29 protein-coding genes are annotated in these 22,344 nt (G+C 69.9%); 15 read left to right on the forward strand and 14 right to left on the reverse strand.

Going from position 1 to position 22,344, the window contains the following annotated elements; genetic code table 11:
- Nucleotides 1–15: 15 nt before the first annotated feature.
- Complete coding sequence (locus tag J2753_RS00635) at nt 16–1,083, reverse strand: DNA-3-methyladenine glycosylase family protein (RefSeq protein ID WP_209489441.1); 1,068 nt, start codon at nt 1,081–1,083, stop codon at nt 16–18.
- A gap of 468 nt (nt 1,084–1,551) precedes the next feature.
- Here J2753_RS00635 and J2753_RS00640 point away from each other — a divergent pair, with 468 nt between their 5' ends.
- Nucleotides 1,552–2,385: an MBL fold metallo-hydrolase gene (locus J2753_RS00640; protein WP_209489443.1), complete on the forward strand. Its 834-nt coding sequence runs from the start codon at nt 1,552–1,554 to the stop codon at nt 2,383–2,385.
- Between the two features lie 20 nt (nt 2,386–2,405).
- On the opposite strand, the gene J2753_RS00645 is transcribed toward J2753_RS00640, so the two are convergent.
- Complete coding sequence (locus J2753_RS00645) at nt 2,406–3,086, reverse strand: carbonic anhydrase (protein ID WP_209489445.1); 681 nt, start codon at nt 3,084–3,086, stop codon at nt 2,406–2,408.
- Between the two features lie 88 nt (nt 3,087–3,174).
- Between J2753_RS00645 and J2753_RS00650 the strand changes: the two genes are divergently transcribed.
- A complete protein-coding gene (locus J2753_RS00650) occupies nt 3,175–3,663 on the forward strand; it encodes a hypothetical protein (protein WP_209489447.1) in 489 nt (162 codons plus the stop codon).
- On the opposite strand, the gene J2753_RS00655 is transcribed toward J2753_RS00650, so the two are convergent.
- Both J2753_RS00655 and J2753_RS00660 read right to left on the reverse strand, forming a co-directional pair.
- Nucleotides 3,660–4,280, reverse strand: a complete 621-nt coding sequence (locus J2753_RS00655) for an METTL5 family protein (RefSeq protein WP_209489449.1) — start codon at nt 4,278–4,280, stop codon at nt 3,660–3,662. The two genes, J2753_RS00650 and J2753_RS00655, sit on opposite strands and share 4 nt — an antisense overlap.
- Nucleotides 4,281–4,676 (reverse strand): hypothetical protein, encoded by a 396-nt coding sequence (locus tag J2753_RS00660; RefSeq protein ID WP_209489451.1) that lies wholly within the window; start codon nt 4,674–4,676, stop codon nt 4,281–4,283.
- Nucleotides 4,677–4,874: 198 nt separating this feature from the next.
- Between J2753_RS00660 and J2753_RS00665 the strand changes: the two genes are divergently transcribed.
- Nucleotides 4,875–5,837, forward strand: a complete 963-nt coding sequence (locus tag J2753_RS00665; protein ID WP_209489452.1) for a transcription initiation factor IIB — start codon at nt 4,875–4,877, stop codon at nt 5,835–5,837.
- Between the two features lie 41 nt (nt 5,838–5,878).
- Here the strand turns inward: J2753_RS00665 and J2753_RS00670 are convergent, their stop codons facing one another.
- Complete coding sequence (locus J2753_RS00670) at nt 5,879–7,642, reverse strand: flippase activity-associated protein Agl23 (RefSeq protein ID WP_209489454.1); 1,764 nt, start codon at nt 7,640–7,642, stop codon at nt 5,879–5,881.
- 175 nt (nt 7,643–7,817) lie between these two features.
- Between J2753_RS00670 and J2753_RS00675 the strand changes: the two genes are divergently transcribed.
- The 7 genes from J2753_RS00675 (at nt 7,818) to J2753_RS00705 (ending at nt 11,676) form a co-directional block, all read left to right on the forward strand.
- A complete protein-coding gene (locus tag J2753_RS00675; protein WP_209489456.1) occupies nt 7,818–8,114 on the forward strand; it encodes a hypothetical protein in 297 nt (98 codons plus the stop codon).
- A 52-nt stretch (nt 8,115–8,166) separates the two neighbouring features.
- Nucleotides 8,167–8,622, forward strand: coding sequence for a universal stress protein (locus J2753_RS00680; RefSeq protein ID WP_209489458.1), 456 nt, complete (start codon nt 8,167–8,169; stop codon nt 8,620–8,622).
- A 52-nt stretch (nt 8,623–8,674) separates the two neighbouring features.
- Nucleotides 8,675–9,022: a 2Fe-2S iron-sulfur cluster-binding protein gene (locus J2753_RS00685; RefSeq protein ID WP_209489459.1), complete on the forward strand. Its 348-nt coding sequence runs from the start codon at nt 8,675–8,677 to the stop codon at nt 9,020–9,022.
- Between the two features lie 8 nt (nt 9,023–9,030).
- Nucleotides 9,031–9,657, forward strand: coding sequence for a rubrerythrin family protein (locus tag J2753_RS00690; protein ID WP_209489461.1), 627 nt, complete (start codon nt 9,031–9,033; stop codon nt 9,655–9,657).
- A 74-nt stretch (nt 9,658–9,731) separates the two neighbouring features.
- A complete protein-coding gene (locus J2753_RS00695; RefSeq protein WP_209489463.1) occupies nt 9,732–9,917 on the forward strand; it encodes a hypothetical protein in 186 nt (61 codons plus the stop codon).
- A 249-nt stretch (nt 9,918–10,166) separates the two neighbouring features.
- Nucleotides 10,167–10,898 carry a DUF2797 domain-containing protein gene (locus tag J2753_RS00700; RefSeq protein ID WP_209490743.1) on the forward strand — a complete coding sequence of 244 codons (732 nt, stop codon included), beginning with the start codon at nt 10,167–10,169 and terminating at the stop codon, nt 10,896–10,898.
- A 52-nt stretch (nt 10,899–10,950) separates the two neighbouring features.
- Complete coding sequence (locus J2753_RS00705; protein WP_209489465.1) at nt 10,951–11,676, forward strand: ribosome assembly factor SBDS; 726 nt, start codon at nt 10,951–10,953, stop codon at nt 11,674–11,676.
- Nucleotides 11,677–11,786: 110 nt separating this feature from the next.
- Here the strand turns inward: J2753_RS00705 and J2753_RS00710 are convergent, their stop codons facing one another.
- Nucleotides 11,787–12,122 (reverse strand): FUN14 domain-containing protein, encoded by a 336-nt coding sequence (locus J2753_RS00710; protein ID WP_209489467.1) that lies wholly within the window; start codon nt 12,120–12,122, stop codon nt 11,787–11,789.
- A gap of 362 nt (nt 12,123–12,484) precedes the next feature.
- Between J2753_RS00710 and uppS the strand changes: the two genes are divergently transcribed.
- Nucleotides 12,485–13,414 (forward strand): polyprenyl diphosphate synthase, encoded by a 930-nt coding sequence (gene uppS, locus J2753_RS00715; RefSeq protein WP_209489469.1) that lies wholly within the window; start codon nt 12,485–12,487, stop codon nt 13,412–13,414.
- Here the strand turns inward: uppS and J2753_RS00720 are convergent.
- Entirely contained in the window at nt 13,411–14,085 is a 675-nt protein-coding gene (locus tag J2753_RS00720) for a hypothetical protein (protein WP_209489471.1), read from the reverse strand. The genes uppS and J2753_RS00720 overlap by 4 nt on opposite strands.
- Nucleotides 14,086–14,142: 57 nt before the next feature.
- A complete protein-coding gene (locus J2753_RS00725; protein ID WP_209489473.1) occupies nt 14,143–14,751 on the reverse strand; it encodes an undecaprenyl diphosphate synthase family protein in 609 nt (202 codons plus the stop codon).
- A 122-nt stretch (nt 14,752–14,873) separates the two neighbouring features.
- Between J2753_RS00725 and J2753_RS14330 the strand changes: the two genes are divergently transcribed.
- The 3 genes from J2753_RS14330 (at nt 14,874) to J2753_RS00735 (ending at nt 17,175) form a co-directional block, all read left to right on the forward strand.
- Nucleotides 14,874–16,226, forward strand: a complete 1,353-nt coding sequence (locus J2753_RS14330; RefSeq protein WP_321168760.1) for a DUF92 domain-containing protein — start codon at nt 14,874–14,876, stop codon at nt 16,224–16,226.
- Nucleotides 16,223–16,633: a GNAT family N-acetyltransferase gene (locus tag J2753_RS14335; protein ID WP_321168761.1), complete on the forward strand. Its 411-nt coding sequence runs from the start codon at nt 16,223–16,225 to the stop codon at nt 16,631–16,633. The genes J2753_RS14330 and J2753_RS14335 overlap by 4 nt, the downstream gene beginning before the upstream one ends.
- A 68-nt stretch (nt 16,634–16,701) precedes the next feature.
- Complete coding sequence (locus J2753_RS00735; RefSeq protein WP_209489476.1) at nt 16,702–17,175, forward strand: hypothetical protein; 474 nt, start codon at nt 16,702–16,704, stop codon at nt 17,173–17,175.
- Here J2753_RS00735 and dnaG read toward each other — a convergent pair whose 3' ends face one another.
- The 6 genes from dnaG to J2753_RS00765 form a co-directional block, all read right to left on the reverse strand.
- Nucleotides 17,176–18,510 (reverse strand): DNA primase DnaG, encoded by a 1,335-nt coding sequence (gene dnaG, locus J2753_RS00740; RefSeq protein ID WP_209489478.1) that lies wholly within the window; start codon nt 18,508–18,510, stop codon nt 17,176–17,178.
- A gap of 158 nt (nt 18,511–18,668) precedes the next feature.
- On the reverse strand, nt 18,669–19,043 hold the full coding sequence (locus J2753_RS00745; protein WP_209489480.1) for a hypothetical protein: 375 nt from the start codon (nt 19,041–19,043) through the stop codon (nt 18,669–18,671).
- 36 nt (nt 19,044–19,079) lie between these two features.
- Nucleotides 19,080–20,078, reverse strand: coding sequence for an ornithine cyclodeaminase family protein (locus J2753_RS00750; RefSeq protein WP_209489482.1), 999 nt, complete (start codon nt 20,076–20,078; stop codon nt 19,080–19,082).
- 65 nt (nt 20,079–20,143) lie between these two features.
- Nucleotides 20,144–20,368 carry a hypothetical protein gene (locus J2753_RS00755; protein ID WP_209489484.1) on the reverse strand — a complete coding sequence of 75 codons (225 nt, stop codon included), beginning with the start codon at nt 20,366–20,368 and terminating at the stop codon, nt 20,144–20,146.
- Between the two features lie 173 nt (nt 20,369–20,541).
- Complete coding sequence (locus J2753_RS00760) at nt 20,542–20,943, reverse strand: DUF3054 domain-containing protein (protein ID WP_209489486.1); 402 nt, start codon at nt 20,941–20,943, stop codon at nt 20,542–20,544.
- A 55-nt stretch (nt 20,944–20,998) separates the two neighbouring features.
- Nucleotides 20,999–21,589, reverse strand: a complete 591-nt coding sequence (locus J2753_RS00765; RefSeq protein WP_209489487.1) for a class I SAM-dependent methyltransferase — start codon at nt 21,587–21,589, stop codon at nt 20,999–21,001.
- 76 nt (nt 21,590–21,665) lie between these two features.
- On the opposite strand from J2753_RS00765, the gene J2753_RS00770 reads away from it, so the two are divergent.
- The gene (locus J2753_RS00770; RefSeq protein WP_209489489.1) at nt 21,666–22,325 is read left to right on the forward strand and encodes a GNAT family N-acetyltransferase; all 660 of its coding nucleotides are present in this window, start codon (nt 21,666–21,668) and stop codon (nt 22,323–22,325) included.
- The last annotated feature ends 19 nt before the right edge of the window (nt 22,326–22,344 follow it).

Raw genomic sequence — 22,344 nt, forward strand, 5'->3', positions numbered from 1 at the left:
ACTGTTACCGGCGAGTCACTCCCCGTCGGTCCGGAGGTGGTGGAACACGTACGTCTGGGCGTAGCCCGCGTAGGCGTCGGCGCCGCTCTCGCCGAACACCTCGTCGCGCTCCGGTAGGTCGCCACCCAGTTTCTCGCGGATGGCCCGCGAGGTTTCGGCGTAGTTGCCGCCCTCGCAGTCGGGGAAGTAGTCGCCGATAGCGGTCTGGATCCACGTGTCCAGCGGGATGGCCTGCAGGTAGCCGAGCGCGAAGAGGGCGACGCAGTCGGCCACCTTGTCGCCGACGCCGACGAACTGGGTGAGCGCGTCGCGAGCCTCCTCGTAGGGGAGGCCGCGTGCGTCAGCGGGATCTGCCTCGCCCGTGGCGACCATCTCGGCGGTGCGCTGGACGTACGGCGCGCGGTAGCCCAGACTCAGGTCCCGCAGTTCCTCCTCGGTGGCGGCAGCGAGTGCCGCCGGAGTCGGGTAGGAGTAGAGGGTACGGTCGCCCACTGCGACGGGGGTGCCATACGCCTCCCGGAGCGCGTTCTGCATCCCGAAGATCCGGCTCACCCGCATCTGTGCCGAGCAGATAAACGTGATCAGGCAGGGAAACGGCGGGTCGCGCGGGAGCCGCATCCCGGGGTAGCGCTCGAACGCCCGCTGGAGTAGCGGGAGGTCGCCCGTGGCCTCGTAGATGGCTTCGAGGTCGTCGTCAAGGCGGAGCAGGTGCGTGAGAATCGCCTCCCCGTCGACTGATTCGGTGGGCTCGGCGGCGCCGGCGGCGTCCACGTCGGCGGGGACCGCGCCAGCCTCCCACTCCAACGTCCCGCCGTCGACGTGATCGGACTGCGTCCGATCGGCAGACGAGCGTCGCTCGTCGACGCCGCCGATCTGGCGGACGCGGACGACGGTCGGCAGGTCGGTGAGTCCCGGCGTCGGCGGGAGTACGGTCTCGTACCACGCGTCGCCGCCGTGGGCGGCCGACTCGGCGTAGCCGTCGCCGTCGGCGCGCTCCCAGAGGTACGTCTGGCCGCTCTCCAGCGTCGACTGGAGGTCGAACGGTCCGGCAAGCGAGGCAACGTCGATGCGACCCGACTCCATTACCCGAATTTCGGCGACGGGTGGGTTTCCCCGTTTCGATAGCGACCCCAGTCGCGGGGCGTGACCCGCGGGGACCTCCGTGTCGTCGCGAGGGAACTCATGCCCCGACTGTGCGACGTCGATCACCGCCGCAGCGGTTCGTTCCGCGCGCGGGTCGCGCGTCGCGGGGCAGCCACGAGAGCACGAGGCGGAAACAGCCGAAGGCGGCGCCGAGAAACGTGCGTTTGGTCACTCGGTGGCGATCCGAACGGCCCCCTCAAAAGCCTCGCGACGGCTCAACCGCCGTACAGGCGGCGACCCGCGCCGTCGGCGACGGCGCCGGCAGCGGTCTGCATCGCGTGGCGCATCTCGGCGAAGGCGGCAGTGCGGCGTGTGGCGGTGTTCATGCCACCGGCTGACACGGGCGAGCCTTGAGTATCTTCGGGGGGTGTCACAACCGCTATGGGGCGGGCGCTCGGAGCCGAACCCATGATCACGAGCGACTGGGGCGACTGGCTCCCGCGCGCAATCGACGCCGCGGACCCGGAGAGCGTGGCGGTCTGGTACCTCGGCTGCAACGGGTTCGTAGTCAAGGGCAGCAACGGGACGACGCTGTTCGTCGACCCCTACCTCGGCACCGGCGACCCGCCGCGGACGGTGCGGATGATCCCGGTGCCGTTCGACCCCGCGGACGTCGTCGACGCCGAGGCGGTGTTCGCGACCCACGAGCACAGCGACCACGTCCACGGCGAGTCCCAGGCGCCGATCCTGGAGTCGACTGGCGCCCCGTTCGTCGCGCCGGACGCCTCGCTCGCGGCCGCACGCGAGGACCAAGGTTGGGAGGATCGCTGGGACCTCACCGACGAGCAGTTCCGCGAGGTCAGCGAGGGCGACGTACTGGAGATCGGGGAGTTCACCGTCCACGTCGTCGAGGTGAACGACCCCGACGCCGAACACCCAGTGGGTTACGTGTTCGAACACGACGAGGGCACCGTGTTCCACCCCGGCGATTCGCGCCCGGCCGACTCCTTCGCGGCGCTGGGCCGTGAGTTCGACATCGACCTGGGCATTCTCGCCTTCGGCACGGCGGGGATGATCCCGGACAAGCAGACCCGCGAGCCGACGTACACGAAGTGGTACAACGACGAGGGCGAGGCCGTCGAAGCCGCCAGCGCGCTCCGACTCGACCGCCTGCTCCCGAGCCACTGGGACATGTGGAAGGGGCTCACGGCCGACCCGACTGCGCTTCACGAACACGTCGCGTCGTTCGAGCATCCGAAGCGGCTGGATCTGGTGGAAATCGGCGACCGCGTCGATCTCTGAGGCCGTCCCGTTACTGTCGATCAGTACGTCCAGCGACGCTGGACCCGCGAATCGATCTCCGGGTGGCGCTCCCGGAGTGCGTCGGGATCGGTCTCGCCGTCGACGTTGATCACGTGGACCTCGCCGCGCTTCCCGTCGTAGGCGTCCTGGAAGTCGTAGACCGCACCGACGGCCTGCACCGATTCGGGCACGTCCTCGCTCTCCATGAGGAACTCGACCTGGCGGTCGACGTTGTACTCCACGAGGTGGTTCACGGCGTCCTCGCGGGCCAGTTCGTCCGGCAGCAGATCGACGCCCGGTTCGAGTCCCGGCGCGAGCAGGTCGAGACAGTGTTCGATGCCCGGCGGCTCCGAACTGCCGTCGGTGAGTTTGTCGTACGTCGCCGTCACCGCGCCACAGCCCGTATGGCCGACGACGACGGCCACGTCGGTGTCGGTGTGGGCCAGCGGGTAGAGCACGTCGCCGGAGACGCGCGGCCCTTCCTCGGTGCGCTGGACGACGCGGTTGCCGATGTTGCCACAGCTGAACTGCCGCCCCGGCTCGTCGTTGCCCCAGAGGTGGTCCTGGAGCACCCGGGAGTCAGAACAGCAGACGGTGACCGCCTCGGGGTGCTGTTCGTGTTCGAGGCCGTCGAAGCGGTCGTCGAACGCGTCGGCGTGCCCGGCGTTACGGTCGAGCATGGCGAGGAACGTCTCGTCCATACACCCACCCGCGGGCGCGTCCCGAATAGCTCCGACGGTCCCCGCCGGGGGCGAAACAGTTAGGCCATTGACCTGAGTACGGACGTGCGTGGCAGACGGTCCCCGACAGCTGACCCGGGCCGTCGTCGCGCTCGTCGGCGCGACGGCCGTCGTCAGCGCCGAACTCGCCGGGCTCGCGCTCTCCACGCGGCTCTCCGTGGCCACCGCCGACGGCGCCCTCCCAGGCTCCGTCCCGCCGGTCCCGGTTCTCGCCGTCAGCGTCGCCGCCATCGGAACGGTCGTCGCCGTCCACCGGCACACGAGCGAAGGTAAGCGACTCACCGGGTCGGGCGCGGCACTGATCGTAATCGCCCCCGTCACCGCGTTCGGCGGCGGCTGTGGGTTCGCCGGCGGCGGCGTGACGATGTTCCGCAGCGGCGTCCGGCTAGCCGTCGCCGTCGGCGAGTGTGTGACGTTCTTCAACGGCGCCCTGCTGGTGCTCGGCTACGCGCTACTCGCGGCCGGGCTGTGGCTCGCGGCCGAGGAGCTACGGCTGCCGAACATCGCCGGTCTGCGGTCGCCGAAGCTCTCGGATTAGTCCCACGCGATCCGGAACAGTTCCACGTCGATCTCCTCGCGCTCGCGCTCGTGATGCTCGTAGAGCCGCGGCACCTCGAACGCCGCGGCGAACGCGTGGGTGACCTCGCCGCCCTCGTCGGCGGCGAAGGACTCGACGAACGACTGGCTGCCGGCGTTGTGGATCGAGTAGGAGACCGAAGAAACGGACGCAGCGGTTTCGAGGAACGCCCGGTCGGCCCCCTCGTTGCCCGTCCGGGCGCCGAAGGGTGGGTTCGTGACGACCGTCGACACGGAATCCTCGGGCAGCGGCGCCCGGGTAGCGTCGCCACGCACCCAGTCAACCGGCGTCTCGGGTTCGACCGCGCGCTCGTTCTCGCGGGCGGTCGCGAGCGCGTCGGCGTCGCGTTCGAGGCCGAGCACGCGAGTGGGTGCGCGGCAGGCGGCCGCGAGCGCGAGCATGCCTGTCCCGGTGCCCAGATCGAGCACCGACCGACCCGCGATGTCGCCCTGTAGGTCGGCGAGGTGGAGAAGGTGTGCCGCCAGATCCGGCGGCGTCGGATACTGTTCGAGTTCGATGTCGGGGTCTGAGAACCCCGCGAGCCCGTGAAGTCGTTCAGCCAGCGCCCGCTTGCCCATTCAGGCCGAAACGTCGAGGCCGTCGACCGAAAGGGTGACGCCTTCCCGACGGGCGCGCTCCTCGAGCGCCGAGAGCGCCGGGCGGACCTTCTCGGCGTTGCTCAGGTCCTCGATTTCGACGCGGACGACGCCGACGCCGAGGAACGCGCCCGCGCGGACCAGATCCCGCAGGCGGTCGGCCTCCTCCTGCGTGGCGATGGAGCAGTCCTCGGAGAAGCAGGCCTCGACGGAGAGTTCCGCGGGCTGGTAGCCCTCAGCGGCGAGTTCCGCTTTCAGCTCTCGCAGGTACTCCGGCGCGGTCGTCGACAGCGACGACGCGGTGAGTTCGACGGGTTCGACGTTCGACGGGCGACAGGCCGCAACCGCGGTGTCGACTCGTGAGGGGCTCGTGCTCATACACACCCATAGCCACTGGTTATTCAAAAAGCTTTCTCAATACGCAGTAGTAATCGCGCGTCGGCGGTGGCCGGCGCGGAGACGTGTCGGCCCGCCATCACCGCCCGAGAGCCACCCCGACGCCCGCTACCGGTTCGATTTGTGTTCCGATAGAGGACGAAAAAAGCCTTATCTGTCGCGGTCACCAGAAACCTTTTAATGGAACGTCCGAGCCGGGAGCGACAGCGGGAGTCCGAATCCGAGGACGAGTCCGAGTCGGCCGAGGAGATACTTACCTGCCCGGAGTGTGGTTCCGACGAGGTCGTCACGGACGACGATCAGGGTGAACTCGTCTGTGACGACTGTGGGCTGGTGCTGGACGAGCGCCAGATCGACCGCGGGCCCGAGTGGCGCGCGTTCAACCACTCCGAGCGCCAGAGCAAGTCCCGCGTCGGGGCGCCGATCACGGAGACGATGCACGACCGCGGGCTGACGACGACCATCGACTGGAAGGACAAGGACGCCTACGGGCGCTCGCTCTCCTCCGAGAAGCGGAGCCAGATGCACCGTCTGCGCAAGTGGCAAGAGCGGATCCGGACGAAGGACGCCGGCGAGCGCAACCTCCAGTTCGCGCTCTCGGAGGTCGACCGGATGGCCTCCGCGCTGGGCGTCCCGCGCTCGGTCCGCGAGGTCGCGTCGGTGATCTATCGGCGCGCGCTCAACGAGGACCTGATCCGCGGGCGCTCCATCGAGGGCGTCGCCACCGCCGCGCTGTACGCCGCCTGCCGGCAGGAGGGGATCCCGCGCAGCCTCGACGAAGTCGCCGAGGTCTCTCGGGTGCCCCAGAAGGAGATCGGCCGCACGTACCGCTACATCTCCCAGGAGCTCGGGCTCGAGCTCAAGCCGGTCGACCCCAAGCAGTTCGTCCCACGGTTCGCCTCCGAACTCGGCCTCAGCGAGGAGGTGCAGTCGAAGGCGACCGAGATCATCGACGTGTCGGCCGAACAGGGGCTGCTCTCGGGGAAATCCCCGACCGGCTTCGCCGCCGCGGCCATCTACGCCGCCTCGCTGCTCTGCAACGAGAAGAAGACCCAGCGCGAAGTCGCCGACGTGGCCCAGGTGACGGAGGTTACTATCCGGAACCGCTACCAGGAACAGATCGAAGCGATGGGCTTCCGCTAGACTCCCGCGGACGCTCGTTTTCTCGGCGCAGCGTTCTCGGTTCAGCCGCTCACGAACACGACCAGCCGTCGGTTCGTCAGCCCCGTGGTCACCTCGTAGCGCTCGTAGCCCGATAGCTGCCGGCTCAGCGTCGCAGCGTGAGCGGGTGACGTGACGACGACCGGCGGGGCTGGCTCGGCGACCGCAGCGGACGAGGCGACGCTCGCAGTCTCGGCGTCGGCGCGCTCGGCGTACCACGCGAACGGGAGGCGCGCAGCGAACGCCCCCCGGTCGGCTGCGGGCACGGGCGGGCGGTCCAGCGTCGCCTCGTCGGCGACCGCGAACTGCTCGCCGACGTAGAGCACGTCCGTCCCGCCGTTGGCGGTGATCGCGACCTCCATCGCGGCCACCACGTCGTGCAGGTCGGCGTCAGGCTGTGCGTAGCCCGGCAGCGAGTCGTCAGCCGCGGGCGCGTCGTACACCTCGCCGGCGACGACGGCGCCGGTGTGGATGCCGACCCCGGAGAGCAGCAGCACCGCCGCAGCCACCCGCGCGGCGTCGCCGGAACGCTCCGCGCTCCGGCTGGCGAACGAATCGCTGCGCGATTCGTCAACGTCGCCGGCGTCGACGGCCGCCGTCGCGTGGTTCCAGAGCGCTGCGAGGCCGACCGCTGCGGGCACGGCCGCGGGTGCGAGCACGTGGACCGCCACCCACGGCTCGCTCACCTCCGTCGCCATCGGGTAGATCAACAGGCCCGCGCCGGCCCAGTAGGTGGCGAACGCGACCGCGGGTCGGGAGCGGCCGGCGTAGCGCTCGCGGAAGAACCCATAGACGGCGAGGCCGACAACCGGGAGCGCCGCCGCCACCAGCACCTCGACGTTGTCGGCGACAAAGGGGAGCAGCGCGTGGTCGTTGGCGTGCGTCGGCGGCGCGTGGCGGCCGAGCACCCGAACCGCGAGAAATCGCTCGAGGGCGCCGACCGTCCCCGCCTCGAGCGCGGAGAGCAGCGTCGCCGGCCGGGCGAGGTCGATCCAGCCCCGCGGGACGTAGAACACCAGCGCCACGCCGACGGCGACGAGGACCCCCCGGATCAGCGCGACCTGTCGGTCGACGAGCCACGAGACGACGTTGTGGGCGCGCTCCCGGACCGCGACCGGGTCGGTGCCGCGGATCCGCGCCTCGTCGACGGTGAGCACCGCCGCGAGCAGCCAGCAGATGATCGTCGCGAGCACGAACCCGGAGGTGGTGAGCGCCAGACCGAACGCCCCCGCGGCGGCGTAGAGCGAGCGGCGGTCGCCCCGGTGGCGCCAGCGCAGCGCGAAGCCGACGGCCACGAGCGAGAACGCGGCCAGCGGGAGGTCCCCGCGCAGCACACGGGAGTAGTAGAGTAGTGGCGGCGCCAGCGTGAGGAGGATGGCGAGCGAAACCGTCTCGGCGTCGGAGAGGCCGATTCGTGGTGGATGTTCGGCAGCGTCGGAACGGGATGGTCGTCCCAAGTCCGCCGCGCCGTCGACGACCAGCGTCGCCCGGCGGAACAGCAGCGCGGCCAGTGGGAGCAGCCCACCCACGAGCGCGACGGGCACGCGCGCCGCGGCGTCGCTGGTCAGGCCCAGCGAGAACAGCCAACGGCCAACGACGTAGAGGAACGGCCCGCCCGCGACGGGGCGGTAGGCGTAGACGCCGGTGTCGAGCGAGCGCAGCGTCCAGTAGCCCACGCGGGCCTCGTCCCAGTGGAACGGCCGGGCCCCGAGGCCGAGAACGCGGGCCAGCACCGCGAGCGCCGTCAGCGCGAGGACGGCCCGCTCGATCCGGTCGAGTCGGCGCATGCTCGTCCCTGCCGCGCGCTGTGGCATGAAGGTTCGGAAGCGGCACCGCCGCGAGGGAACGTTCGGAAGCCGCACCGCCGCGAGGGAACGTTCGGAAGCCGCACCGCTGCGATCAGCAGCTCGGCGACCCGCCCGCCTTCGGAACCCCCTTCCGCGCGAAGCCGTATCTCCGGCTATGAGCGTGCTCGACTCCCTGCCGGATCGCCCGCTGACCGATGCCGAACTCGCCTCGTTCAACCGTTCGGACGCGCTCGATATCGCCGTCGACGTGGCCGACCGCGATAGCCCCGACGACGGCGGGATCGTCGGCCTGCTGCTCGCGACCGAGGACTGGGTGAAAGGGCTGGCGTACGACGACGTGGAGGGCGAGGGCTGGCGCGTCGTCGAGACGACGCCGCTGGGCGACGACGAGAACGAGCGCTACGAGGGCATGCGGGCGGGCGAGGCCGCGGTACGGGACGCGCTCGACTGACGCCTGCCGAACCGGGGTTTCTAACCCCTGCCGCTCGCAACCCCTGAACGAGATGTACGACGACATCCTCGTTCCGACCGACGGGAGCCCCGCCGCGACCGCCGCCATCGAACACGCCGTCGACCTCGCGAAGACGTACGACGCGACGATCCACGCGCTGTACGTCGTCGACGCCAGCGCGTTCTCCTCGATCGAAGCCGGCTCCGAACTCGTGATCGACGCGCTCGAGGAGGAGGGCCAGCGCGCCGTGGAGGAAGTCACCGACGCCGCCGCGGAGGTGGGCGTCGACGTGGAGACCAACGTCGTCTCGGGCACCGCCTACCGCCGCATCCTCGACCACATCGACAGCGAGAACGTCGACCTCGTCGTGATGGGGACCCACGGCCGCAGCGGCGTCGAGCGATTCCTCCTTGGCTCGGTCACTGAACGCGTCGTCCGTACTGCCGACGTACCCGTGCTCACGATCCGCCACCAGGACGAGGAGGAGCAAGCAGCGGAAGCGGAGTAGTCGCGAACTCAGGCATAAACCCTTTTCTCGACTCCGCACCCAGCCCCGGAGTATGACCGAGCACACCGTGGAGTTCGTCGGCACCGGCGAGACCATCGACGTCCCGGAGACGCGTCCGATCCTGCAGGTCTGTATCGAGGAGGGGATCGCCCAGGAGTACTCCTGTCGCGTCGGGATGTGTCTGGCCTGTTCCGCCGAGATCATCGAGGGCGAGGTCGAGCAGACCATCGTCGAGCAGCGCGCGCTGACCGAGGCGGAGGCCGAGAACTACGCGCTGACGTGCATGGCCCGGCCAAAATCCGACCTCAAACTCGACCGCGGGAGCTACCCGCCGAGCATCGAGGACGCCGAGGCCGACGCCGCCGACGGCGCGGGCGCCGCGGCCGACGACGACGACTGATCGGCCAGATGGACGGCGCCACGCTCCGCAAGCGAGTCGTCGCCGACAAGCGGGACGCGCTGGCACGTCTCGCCGATTCTGAACTCCTTCTCGCCCTCGCTGACGGCAACCCGTCCCCGAGACGGGTGCTCGAAGCCGCCGCGGACTCCGAGCACGCCGCCCACCGGACCTTCGCGCAGTGGGCCGAGGACGAGCCAAACGACCACGCACGCGACCTGTTCGAAGCCGTCGCGGCGCGCGAGGCAGAGCACCGCGAGCGCGTGCTGGCGGCGATGGACGGGGAGTACGAACCACGGGACGGCGGCGCACTCCACCGCTATCTCCGCGGGCGCGAGGGTGCGGTCGTCCGAACGGCCGCGGGCACGCTTGGCCGCGGCCTCGTCGCCGATCACGCGCACGCGCAAGTCATCTCTTACTTCGAGGAACGCGGCGACTCGGCACGCGCCTCACTGTTCCGCTTGCTCCGTGAGGAGACCGAGGCGGGCACCGAGCGCGGCCTGGATCTCCTGGAGACGCTCTGTGCGGACGAAACAGATCGGGCGGACGCCCACGGCGTCGCCGGCTACACCGTGCAGATCGCCGTGGACGACTACGCCGACGCCCTGGAGCGGGGGCGCGGCGACGCCGGCCGGTGATCCCGGCGTTGTAGCTGCGTACGACCCAGCCCAACGTTGAAAAGCCTCGGCACGCAACTGCGAGCTTAGAGGGTATGAGCGTGGGATTACTGAGTTCTCTCTCGGACGCGATCTCCGGTGGGTCAGACGGTGACGACGACGTGTTCTCCTATCAGTGCGCGTCGTGTGGCACCGAGTTCGACCTGCCCAAAACGCGCATGGTGGGCGTCCGCTGCCCGGACTGCCGGTCGATGGACGTCCGCGACGCCGACGAGCGCTGATCGCGTCGACGGCCGATCCGACGTTCGCTTCTCCGTTTTTCCGCTCTCGATAGCCGCAGCACCGGGGCGCCGAGTCGGGGGGGCCGCGATGGACAGCCATATGCGGGCCGATAGCCAAGACAGCGTGTGCAGTTCGTGGGCTACGACTCGGGCGACGTCGACGAGAACCAGAGGCTCTCGTCTGCCAGGGAGGGACACTGTCCCTCGGGCAACCGGAAGCCGGCGGCTTCCGGTGACAACCAGAACGCTTTGCGTTCTGGTGACGGCGACCTCCTCCTCGCCGATGATGGCGAGGTCGAGTACGTCGATCTGACGCCCGGCACCGAGATCGCCTACACGCTGGGAGAGCGCCACTGCGCCGGCATCGTCGACGACGACGGCCACACGGCCTGCGGCGCCGACGGCGCCCCCTACTGCGACCAGCACAGCCACGTCTGGGTCTGTGCACGGTGTACCGGCGACTGTCTCAAAGACGAGATGGACTGCTTCGAGGACCACGCCGTCTACCTCGCGGCGTTCGCCCCCGACACGTTCAAAGTCGGCGTCACCCGGGAGTGGCGCCTCGAAACTCGCCTGCTGGAGCAGGGTGCCGACCGCGCGGCCCACATCCGGACCGTCGACGACGGCCGCGCCGCACGGCGGATCGAGGCCGGCATCGCCGAACGCATCCCGGATCGCGTCCGTGTCCCCACGAAGATCGACGGCTTCGGGCGGCACGTCGACGAGGCGGCGTGGCAGGAACTTCTCACGGAGTTCGACCCCATCGAGACGTTCGAGTTTGACTACGACCTTGACCTCTCGGGCCGGCCGGTGAGCGAGACGATGGCGACCGGTACCGTTCGCGGGGTGAAAGGTCGGGTTCTCTTGTTGGACCGCGGCGGCAGCACCTACGCCGTCGACCTGCGACGGCTGGTCGGCCACGAAGTCACCGAGGGTGCCACCGACCGCGAGATGCAGTCGAGTCTGGGCGCGTTCGGCTGATTGGCGTCCCCGAGGGCGACTGTTTAAGGGGGCGGCCGTGGAACCGGTAAACATGATTCCGCTCGACGAAGCCGTCACGGCACGGCTGGAGTCCCACGGCGAGCGCTTCGAGGTGCTCATCGACCCCGACGCGGCCCTCGAGATGAAGCGTGGGGAGTTCGAGGGTGACCTCGAGGACGTGATCGCCGCCGAGGACGTGTTCGAGAACGCCTCGCGGGGCGACCGGCCCGCCGAGAGCGCGCTCGAGGAAGTGTTCGGCACGACCGATCCGATGGAGATCGTCCCGAAAGTCGTCGAACGCGGGGAGATCCAGATCACCGCCGAGCAGCGCAAGGAGATGGAGGAACAGAAGCACAACGCGCTGGTCAACAAGATCGCGCGGAACGCGGTCAACCCACAGATGGACAACGCGCCCCACCCGCCCGAGCGCATCGAGCGCGCGCTCGAGGAGGCCGGCTTCTCCATCGACCCGATGGAGCCGGTCGAGGCACAGGTCGACGACGCCCTCGACGCGCTGCGGCCGGTGATCCCCATCCGCTTCGACGAGGTGACCGTCGCAGTCAACGTCCCGCCGGAGTACGCCGGGAGCGCCCAGGCGAAGATCCGGCAGTACGGCGACCTCGAACGCGAGGAGTGGCAGGCCGACGGCTCCTGGATCGGCGTCATCACGTTCCCCGCGGGGATGCAGAACGACTTCTACGACATGGTCAACGAGGAGACCAGCGGGGAGGCCGAGACCAGCATCGTCCGGGAGAAAGACGACCTCAAGACGCGCTAACCTCCGGGCGAACACACCGCCCTCCCCCGTATTTTTCGGGCAGCAGCAGGACTCGAACTCGAAGGTGTGGCAAAATTCGGCGGGCAGAACCACCTTCGGTTTCCGACCGATCAGGCGCGACGCCAGCCGACGTAGAAGCCGCCGGTGAAGCCGGCCGAGACGGAGACGGTCGAGAGGATGGTCTGGAGCCACGACGGCGGCGTGCCGGCGGCGGCGTCCTGTCCGGCGCCGACGATGCCGGCGGTGAGTCGGTCCCAGTCGACGGTGAGGATGCCGCGGGACTCGAGGAACTTGAACAGGGCCATCTCGATGCCGACGAGTACGGCGATGATCTTGGCGACTTTCTTGGCGGCGAACCCGATCAGCGCGCCGACGAGCGCCCCGGAGCCGGCTTCGACGCCGAGCTGCCGGAAGTCCAGATCGAGCTGCAACACGAGGGGATCCATAGCGGCTACTGGGTCGCTCGGCGTTAAGACGTTTGTGGGCCGGCAGCGAAAAATTAAGTCGCGAGTAAGCCCGCCCTACCCGAAAAAGTCGTCATCACAGGGGAAAGTTCAGTGATAGCGATGGTGGCGAAGTTCCATATCTCGACCCGACGGTCGCTGTGGTCACGCGCCGCCGCCGTTGCCCACGGCCACGGCGAAGTCTCCGCGGCGACCGCCATCGCGGTCGCCGGTCGCAAGCCGCGTCCTCGGTACGTCACACGACGGCGGCGTCAAGTTCCGTGCAGCGACTCGACGGTCGCTGCGGTCACGCGCCGCCGTCGGTCGTCACAAGACTCATACGCGGCGCCAGCCCACAAACAGCCATGAAGCAGTGGGTCAACCGTCAGGTCACCCGCGCCTACGAGCGGCTCCTCCGACGCGAGGGAGCAGGTGGCCCTTCCCACGTCGCGATCATTCAGGACGGCAACCGACGCTACGCCCGCGAGCGCGGCGGCGACGCCGCCGAGGGCCACCGGGCCGGCGCCGAGACGACCGAACAGGTGCTCGAGTGGTGCCAGGATCTCGGCGTCAAGGAACTCACCCTCTATGCGTTCTCCACGGAGAACTTCAAACGCCCGCCCGAGGAGCGTGAACACCTCTATGACCTGCTCTGTGAGAAGCTCACGAGCATCGCCGACAACGAGCGCATCCACGAGAACGGCGTCGCCATCCGCGCTATCGGCGAGATCGACCGCCTGCCCGAGCGCGTGCGAGGGGCCATCGACTACGCCGAGGCCGAAACGGCCGACCACGCGTCGTTCCGGCTGAACGTCGCGCTGGCCTATGGCGGTCGGAACGAACTCCTCCGGGCCGCTCGCGACGTGCTCGACGACGTGGATGCTGGCGATCTCGACCCCGACGCCATCGACACTGACCTCGTCGACGACCGACTCTACGGCCGGGAAGTCCGGGACGTTGACCTGATCATCCGCACCGGCGGCGACGAGCGCACCTCGAACTTCCTGCCGTGGCACGCCAACGGCAACGAGGCCGCGGCGTACTTCTGTGCGCCCTACTGGCCGGCGTTCTCGAAGATCGACTTCCTCCGGAGCATCCGCACCTATCAGTCCCGTGAACGCTCGTGGCAACGCACCCGCAGCGAGCGCGGGGCCGCCATCGTGCGCGCCGTCGCCGAGACGGAGTTCGAAGAAGCCCGGGGCGTCGCCGGCCGCCTGCGCGAGAAACTCCCCGGCGCGGCCGCCGCGGAGATCGACGCCGAACTCGACGCTCGGGGCACCGAGTCGGCTGATTAGGTCAGGAGCCGCGCGAACCACGTCCGGACGCCCGGTGCGCCAGAATCAGACTCGACCGCGACCGGATCAGTCGCCACGTCGAGGCTCGTCCGCTCGCTGCCGTTTTCGCGGGTCCAGACGATCGTTCCGGAGTCAGTCGACTCGGCGTCACCGTGGAGGTCGTACCCCGCCGGCGCGCGGAGCGTGAATCGGTCGGTGCCGAGGTAGCGCGGCCCCTCGCCGCCGATAGCGAACGGGCTACTGGGCCCCTCCGGCGTTAGCGGCGTGAACACGACGGCGCCGACGTGACGCTCGGTCGCGCCGTCGTCACGGTAGCGGACGATGAGCGCCTCACCGCCCATCTGACTCCGCACCTGCTCCGGATCAGCGATACTCCGGCCCATCGCCTCGTCGACGACGGCCCGGCGGAGCGACCCGTTCTCGGCGAGTACGTCGCTGCCGGCGGTGAGTTCGACTCGTGCTTCCCACGCCGTGGTGCCGTTCTCGTGGATCGACACCGTGAGTTCGCTCTCGCCGGCGGCGACGGCGGCGCCGTCGACAGTCGTGTCGACCGAACAGACGCCACAGACCGGCGTCGGCGGCGCCCGCGCGTCGGCCACCGGAACCGCGGCGACGGCGGCGAGCGCGAGGAGGAGGACAACCGCGATCAGGGGGAGGCTGCGGGGACGCATAGCTGGCAGTTCGTCGGCGCGACCGTAAAGTTGCCCCCGGCTACTTCCCGCCCCCAACTACTCCCCGAACCGACGCTGGCGGTCCTCGAACTCCCGGACGGCCCGGAGGTAGTCCCGCTTCCGGAAGTCCCGCCAGTTCACGTCAGTGAAGTAGAGCTCCGAGTACGTCGACTGCCAGATCAGGAAGTCCGAGAGCCGCTCGGCGCCGGTCTTGATCAGCAGATCCGGCTCCGCCGGGAACACGAGGTGGTCGGTGACTGTCTCCTCGTCCACGTCCTCTGGATCCAGGTCGCCCGCTTCCACGTCCTCGGCCATCTCCTGGACGGCGCGGGCGAACTCCCCGCGCCCGCCGAGGCCGAGGTTGATCCGGATCGGCGCGTCCGCGCGCTCGGCGTCGTCGGGCCCCCGGACCGCGACCGGTCGGGGGGCGTCGATAGCCTGTAGCTCCCGTTTCAGCGTCGGGACGACCGCCTCGTCGAGCACCGACACCGAGACGGTGACCCGCTCGGCGCCGTAGTCGAACGCCCAGCCGAGCGTGCGCTTGAGGGTTTCGTAGGCGCCCTGCTCCAGCAGGTCGCGCTCGGTGAGCACCAACGCGACGTGTTCGGGGCCGTCGGCGTTAGCGAGGCGGTGGCGGAGGGCGAGGTAGGCGTCGTACGCTCCCACACCCCTGATTGCGCTCGTGCGCTCGAAAACCCTTCGCTGCGGCGGCCTCGCCGGATCACCACCAGCGGCAGGGGTCGGTGGCTGTCGGGAGCGTTAAGTACGCGTCGGGGGTAGCCGGCGACGTGAATCGGACGCTCAAGCGCGACACGGGGTTCGCCGCCGTCTCCCTGCTCGCGCTCACCGCGCCGGTGCTGGGCTGGGCGACGGTGCTCCCGTTCCTCGCTATCGCGGGCGCCGCGGCGTTCCTGATCGAGGAGGGCCCCGCCTTCGAGCTGTTCGCCCGGCCGCGCGACTGGCAGTCCGGCCGACTCTACGGCCTCGCGGCGTTCGCGCTGTCGGCGGCCGTTCTCGCCTTTCTCGCGGCGCCGCCGCCCGCCGTCGCCGCCACCTACACCATGCCGCTGCCGGCGTTCGCCGCGAGCGTCGTCACCGTCGGCGTCGGCACCCTCGGCGCCACCGCACTCCGCGAGCGAGTCGACGAGGCGTTCATCATCATTTCGGCGTTCGCCGTTGCCGGCTTCGTCGCCGCGCTGCTGGCGCAGATGCTCGTCGTCGCCCTCGGGAACTCCCCCGTTGGCGTCGGTAGCGTCGACGCCGTCGGCCTCCCGACCGTGACGTTCCACGCCGCGCTGGCGGCGCTCGTGGGCGCGCTGACTCGCTCGCTGCTCTCGGCTGACGACCGCGCGGCAGCGACGTTCGCCGTCGGCGCGTCGATGCTCGTGATCGGCGCGCTCTCCCAGCCGGTCCACATGGTCGACGTTGGGCTGGCGCTGGGCGTCGCCCTCTTTTTGGGCATCGTCACCTACGCCACCGGCACGGCCTCCGTCGAGGGGATGCTCTCGGGCGTGCTGCTCTGCCTGGTCACTATCGTCCTCGGCGGGCCGGGCTGGTTCGCGCTCCTCCTGACCTTCTTCGGTCTCGGCACGCTCTCGACGAAGTTCCGCTACGAGGACAAAGCCCAACGCGGCGTCGCCGAGGAGAACGAGGGCGCCCGAGGGTTGGGGAACGTGCTCGGCAACGCCGCCATCGCGCTGCTGGCAGTGGTGGGCTTCGCCGCGGCGGGCGACCTCCCGGTCGATCCGGACCTGTTCCGGGTCGCGTTCGCGGGGTCGCTGGCGGCCGCGATGGGTGACACGCTCTCCAGCGAGATCGGGGGGCTGTTCGACAAGCCACGGCTGGTCACGACCGGCGAGCGCGTGCCACCCGGCACTGACGGCGGCGTCACCTGGCAGGGCGAACTCGCCGGACTCGTCGGCGCCGCGCTCGTCGGTGTGTTGGCGAGCATGCTGCTCGCCGTCTCCGCGCCGATGCCGTGGCTCGTCGCCATCGTCGCCGCCGGCGGTCTCGCGGGGATGACCGTCGACAGCCTGCTGGGGGCGACCGTCGAGGGCGACCGCATCGAGAACGAGACGGTGAACCTGCTCGCGACGCTCGCGGGCGCGCTGGCGAGCGTGCTGCTCCTGTTGCTCGCGTGATCCGGGACGCCCGCCCGGCCGACCGGGCCGCCATCTCCCGCCTCCAGCAGCGCCTCCCTGAGCCGGCGCCGGAGCTACTCGACCCCACCGCCGGCGGCGAACTGCTCGTCTCGACAGCCGACGGCGCCGTCGTCGGCTACCTACTCTGGTTCCCCGGCGACCCGACCTACGCCGCGGAGGTGGTCGTCCACCCCGACTACCGTCGGGAGGGCCGGGGGCGCGCCCTGTTCGAGGAGATGTTCGACCGCACGCCCGAGGGGACCGCCATCGAACTCCGCGTCGCTGCCGAGAACGAAGGGGCACAGCGACTCTACGACGAGTTGGGCTTCGAACGCGTCGCTGTGGAGCCAGACGCCTACGATTTCGGGGCCGGCTACCGGCTTCGCGCGGTCGTCGACGGCGACTGAGGGGGCGCCCCGGCGGCCAACCGCCCGGTACCAATACGGTGGTGGAGCTACCAGTAGTGTGTGAACCCATGCCGAAGAAGCCAGCCGACTCCCGGGCGGTGCGTTACCTCTCGGAGCACGGCCCTTCGCCGCGGGAGGAGCTCCCGGTCCAGAACCTCGCGAAGAACGTCCGCGCGCTCGTCGGGACGCTCAACATCTCCGGGGGGCCGGGCGGCGGCGGCTCCACCGCGGGCGTCGCGGGGGGGCTGACCGGCATCGCCTACCTCCGCGAGGACCACGACCTGCGGGAGGTGCTAGAGGCGTGGCTGGCCGAGAACGAGCCACAGGTCCAGCAGATATCGTCGGACTCGGTGCGGCGGCGCCTCCGCGCCTCGGTCCCCCACAAGCAACGCGATGTGGTCAGCGAGGTGCTCTCGGAGGCGGGCTACGAGGTTGACTACACCGACCGGGGCGGCAAACAGACCGAGCCGTTCGAGTGCAGCCTCTGTGGCGAGTCGGTGCCCGACATCGCCTCGCACCTGCCGGAGTGCCCGGAGGGCTGATCAGGCCAGGAAGCCGTCGACGGCCCGGACGTGCGGGAGCGCCGGCTGTTTGACGAACTCCCCGGTCTCGCGGGCGACGGCGTGCTGCAGGTCGCGCTCGGCCGCGGCGTCCAGCGTACGCTGGTCGAGTTGGCCGTCGAGCACGAGCGCGTGCGCGCCGTCGCTGTCGTCGACGGCCTCGTAGGCCCGCCCCGCGGGCGCCTCGTGTACCGTCTCCAGGTCGTCGTCGAGCAGTCGGACGATACCCGCGTGCGTGCCGACGACTTCGCGGACATGGTCGCCAAGCGTCGGTGCCGCCGCGGCCTGTTCGCTCTCCGCTTCCGTCTCGTTCTCCGGTTGGACCGGCTCCGCTTCGTCGGTCCCTGCCGCTGGGGCGTCCGCGGCCGTCTCGTCCTCCGTCTCGGTCACCTGATCGCGCAGCGACGCCTCGCCGCCGACGACGGGACTGGGGCCGTCGGTTCGGGCGGCCTCCTGGGCCGCGCCGCCGGTGGCGACTTCCCGTGCCGACTGCGGGTCGGCGGCGTCGCGGGCCTCGATGTACACCTCGTAGGGCGTTTTCTCGCGGAGCGCCGCCAGCAGTTCCCCGCGCTGGAGTTCCTCGACGGATTTCCCCTCGGGCGCGAACGCGACGAAGTCCACGTCGCCGACCTGCCCGAGTTCGCGAAGGATGAGTTGGCCGCCGCGGTCGCCATCGAGGAACGCGGTCGTGGTGCGATCCTGGGTGAGTTCCGCCACCGCCTCGGGGACGTTGGTTCCCTCGACGGCGACGGCGTTCTTGACGCCGAAGTCGAGTAAGCGCGAGACGTCCGCCCGCCCCTCGACGACGACGATGGCGTCGCTGTCCCTGATGTTCGGGCCGGCGGGGTAGCCCGCGTACTCGTCCATCTCGCCGACGCGGACCGACTCGCGGACCTCCTCGTGGAGTTCGTCGCTGGTGAGGACGCTCTCCTCGAAGGAGTCGGCGAGCAGTTCCTTGGCGCGCTGGACGACGATCCGCCGTTTGGCGGCGCGCACGTCCTCGATATCCGTGACTTCGATGCGGGCCTGACAGGGGCCGACCCGGGAGATCGTCTCCAAGGAGGCCGCGAGGATGGCCGTCTCGACCTTGTCGAGCGAGGAGGCGATGGTCACGTCGCCGAACGACTGCCCGCCCTCGGTTTCGACGCTCACGTCGATCCGGCCGACTTTCGAGGCGTCCTGTAAGTCCCGGAGGTCCATCTCGTCGCCGAGCAGGCCCTCCGTCTGTCCGAACACGGCGCCGACGACGTCGCTCCGTTCGATGACGCCGTCCGCCGATAGCTTCGCGTGGATGAGATATTTGGCTGTGTCTTGCATGGTGAACTGCCCCGGTACGGGGCTGAATGGTGATAGTGAACGGCGGCAGCGCCGCCGTGTGAAAACAGGCGACACGACAGGATATAGCTGTCGTCGCGCGGATCTGTCGGGGCGGACGAGGCGGCGTTCAGCGACACCGGGAGCAGCACGCTGTGTCGCTACGGGGCGACCGTCGCCTCACCGAACAGCGGTATCGAGAGCAGATAGAGCAGCACCGCGACGGCGCCGGCGACGGCGGCGAGGCGCCGCCCCATCCCGTCACCGCGGGCGACGACGACGCCAGTAACCACCAGCAGCGCGGCCTGGACCACGGTCTCGGCATGGCTGGTCTGAAGGCCGAACGCGCCGCGGAGCACGCCGACGGTCAGTACCAGTGAGACGGCCGTAAGCGCCGCGGCGACACCGACGGCACTGGGTGAGTCCGTCGCATCTCGAACTGCCAGCGTTAGGCCGACGTTACAGAGCGTCCGGAGGGCGACGATGGCGGCGAGGACCCCCGGCGCGGTCCATCCCGGGAACAGCCAGTCGAACATGCCCTGAGTTCGGGCCGAGACGAGAAAAACGTCGGCCTACTCCCCTGTCAGCGCCTGACTCGCCGGCGAGAAGTCGACTGTCTCGCCCAGTCCCGCCTCGACGGCCTTCTCGTAGAGCAGGTACGCGGCAGCGACCGTCTCGATGCCGGTGCCGCCGGAGTCGAACACCGTGATCTCTTCGTCGTCGGTCCGACCGTCGGCCTCCCCGGCGACGACCTCGCCGAGTTCGGCGTGGATGTGGTCCTCGTCGACGACACCCTCCTCAAGTGCGTGGATGAACGATCCGGCATCGGTCGTCGCGCGGGCCCGGAGGTCAGGGACGTATTTCGCGCGCTCGATGGTCGTCGTGTCGAGTTCGCGCTTGTCGGGGTCGTACTGGCCCATCGCGGTGACGTGCGTACCGGGTTCGAGGTCGTCACCGTCGAACACCGGCTCCGAGGCCGTCGTCGCAGTGATGACCACGTCCGCACCCTCGACGGCGGCCGCCGAGGAGGCGACGGCGGCGACGGCGGCGTCGAGTCGCTCGTTCATCTCGCCCGCGAAATTCTCGCGGGACTCCTTGGTCGGCGAGTAGACCCAGACAGTCTCGAGGTCGCGGATTTCCGCGGTACAGCGGAGTTGGCCGCGTGCCTGTGCGCCCGAGCCGATGATGGCGACGCTGTCGGCGTCCTCGCGGGCGAGTGCGTCGACGCCCACCGCGCCCGTGGCGCCCGTCTTGAACGGGTTCATCGACGCGCCGTCGAGCATCGCGAGCGGTTCGCCCGTCTCCGCGTCGAACAGCGGCGTCGTGAACCACGCGTCGCGCTCTGCGAAGCCCGCACTGTACATGTAGCCCCCCATCGCGCCCGTGTCGGGCAGGACGGCGGCGTAGGTGGTGAGCATCCCCGGCGGGTCCGCGTTGCCGAGTTTGGTTCGTGGTTCGGCGGCGGCACCCTCGCCGCGCTGTCGGTAGCCCTCGCGGACGGCGTCGACGTACGCCGCCGGGGCCGCGAGGCCGTCGAGTTCGTCACTGCGCAGGAACAGCGTCTCGGTCATACACCGAAGATAGGCGGCGAGCGTGTAAAGGGTGTCTGCCGCCACCCGACGGTCGGCCGAACCAATCAGTCGGAATCGGTTCGTCGCGAGTCCGGGTGGGCGTCGACGCTCCGGCGCTCGCCCACGGTCGGCGCGCGCACGAACAGCGCGTGAGCCACTACGAGCGCCGCCGCCCCGCTGCCGACGAACAGCGCCGACAGGAGGGGGATCCCGTACACGGACAGCGCCGTCGTCACGCCAAGCAACACCCCCGGAATCAGGACGAGTACGTAGTCGTAGTAGCAAACCATGATACAGTTGGCAGTTACGCCGCGTTCGTCTTAATTGTTTTTGCGTGAGGTGGCTAGGGGCCACCTGTGCGGTTCAGCAAAGGCACACGGAACCGCCGCTGTGAATTCTCGGAGCGTATGAGCCGGCGAGCGACGCGCTCCCGACCGGGAGAACATGGAGAAAATCACCCGCCTCAGCGGAGTTTGAGCGCGACGAACCGCCAGCCGCCGATGGCGAGGGAGCCAGTGGCCAGCATCACGAGGAGGAAGATGCCCAGGTCCGTGGAGAAGGTGCTCTGGAACGCGCCGCGGAGGACGACGCCGATGCCCGCCGCCGGGATCCACGACCGGAGCGCGAGCGGGACCGACGCCTTCGCGGACTCTGCGGCGCCGGCGGAGTAGGCGCCGACGAGGACGCTCATCAGCGCCCACCCGATCAGGAACGGCGCGGCGGTCTCGAGTAGCGCGACCGGCCCCGTCAGGGACTGGTGACTCGTCATGCCGATAGCGATCACCGCGAGGATGGCGATCACGTCGCCGACCGCCAGCGGCGCGGCCGACCGGTCGACCCGCTTCGAGAGGAACCACTCGCTCATGGCTCCGGCTTTCGCCTCCTCCGTAGTCACTCCTTCGCTCCGCGCTCGCGGGCGCTCACTCGTCGGACACGCGCCCCGCGACCGTGTACATGGTCCCACGGTCGAGCACGCGCGAGTGGAGGCCCGCACGGGTGAGCTGTTGGGCCGCAGCGTCGACGGCCACGAACTGCGAGGCCATGCCGAACAGCGCCTCGGCGTTCGCGATCACGCGGCCGGGACGGGTCGTCGGGTCGAAGTCGCGGATCACCACCACCCCGCCGGGCGCGACGACCCGCGCGGCCTCCGCGAGCGCTGCCTCGCGATCCGGCAGGTGGTGATAGGCGTCGACGACGACGGCGGCATCGACAGCATCGTCCCGCAGCGGCAGGCGGCCGGCGTCGCTCCGAACTGTCTGGAGCCCGCGGGCTGTCGCGCGGCTGAGCATCGGCGCCGACACGTCGGCAACGATGGGTTCGTACTCGGGCGCGAGGGCCGCCGCGACCCGCCCTGTACCGCCAGCGAGGTCCAGCACGCGCTCGACAGGCCGATCCGCGAATCCGAAGGCGTCGGCCGCCCAGCCCATCCGGGGCGGCCACATCAGTGCGTCGTAGAGCCGGGCACCGCGGTCGAAAAACCGCACGTCGCCGCGGCCGAGCCAGCCGGTCATGGGGTCGTAATGGGCCGACGGCGGGATAAATCCATCCGAGCGAACCCTCATAAGCGTCCAGCCGTTTGGCCTACGCATGGAGTTCGCGCTGCTGGGCTGGCCGGACGCCGGGCCGACGCTCCGGCTCGACTTCCGGGAGTTCAGCTACGCGGGGAAGTTCGTGATGAGCAACACGGGGAAAGCCGTCGCGCGCGACCCCGACGGGCCCCGAGAGGCGCCGCCCAGCGTCGACGCCGACCTGGACCGTGCCGACCCCGGCAGCGACGAGGACCCGTTCGAGCGCGACGTGGTCGCCGCCGCGGCGTTCAACGCCGACCGCACCGATCCCGGCGTCCTCTGGATCCGCTACATCACCACTCGCCACGACCGCCGGGGAGAGGGGATCGGCGCCCGACTCGCGGCGTTCGTCGCCGAGCGCGCCGAACGGCAGGGGTTCCGTCGCTGCCGCATCGCGGTCAACAACCCCTTCGCCTACCACGCCCTCTACAAGGCCGGATTCGTGTTCACCGGGCGCGAGACGGGGCTCGCGGAGTTAGTACTCGAGCGCCCCGGGCAGCGCGACGCCGCCACCTACCAGTGCGGGCTGGACACGTTCCGCACTGACGAGGAGCGCAACCTGAGCGACGAGGAGGACGCGTTCCTCGGCCGACTCACCGACGCCGCGGCGCCGGATCTCGTGGCAACGCCGGCGGGCGGAGACGCCGACAGCGACGCCTCGGAACCGGCCTCCCACTGAGCGGCCGGAACCTCCACCT

This window comes from Halolamina salifodinae, assembly GCF_017874235.1.
Classification (GTDB): Archaea; Halobacteriota; Halobacteria; order Halobacteriales; family Haloferacaceae; genus Halolamina; species Halolamina salifodinae.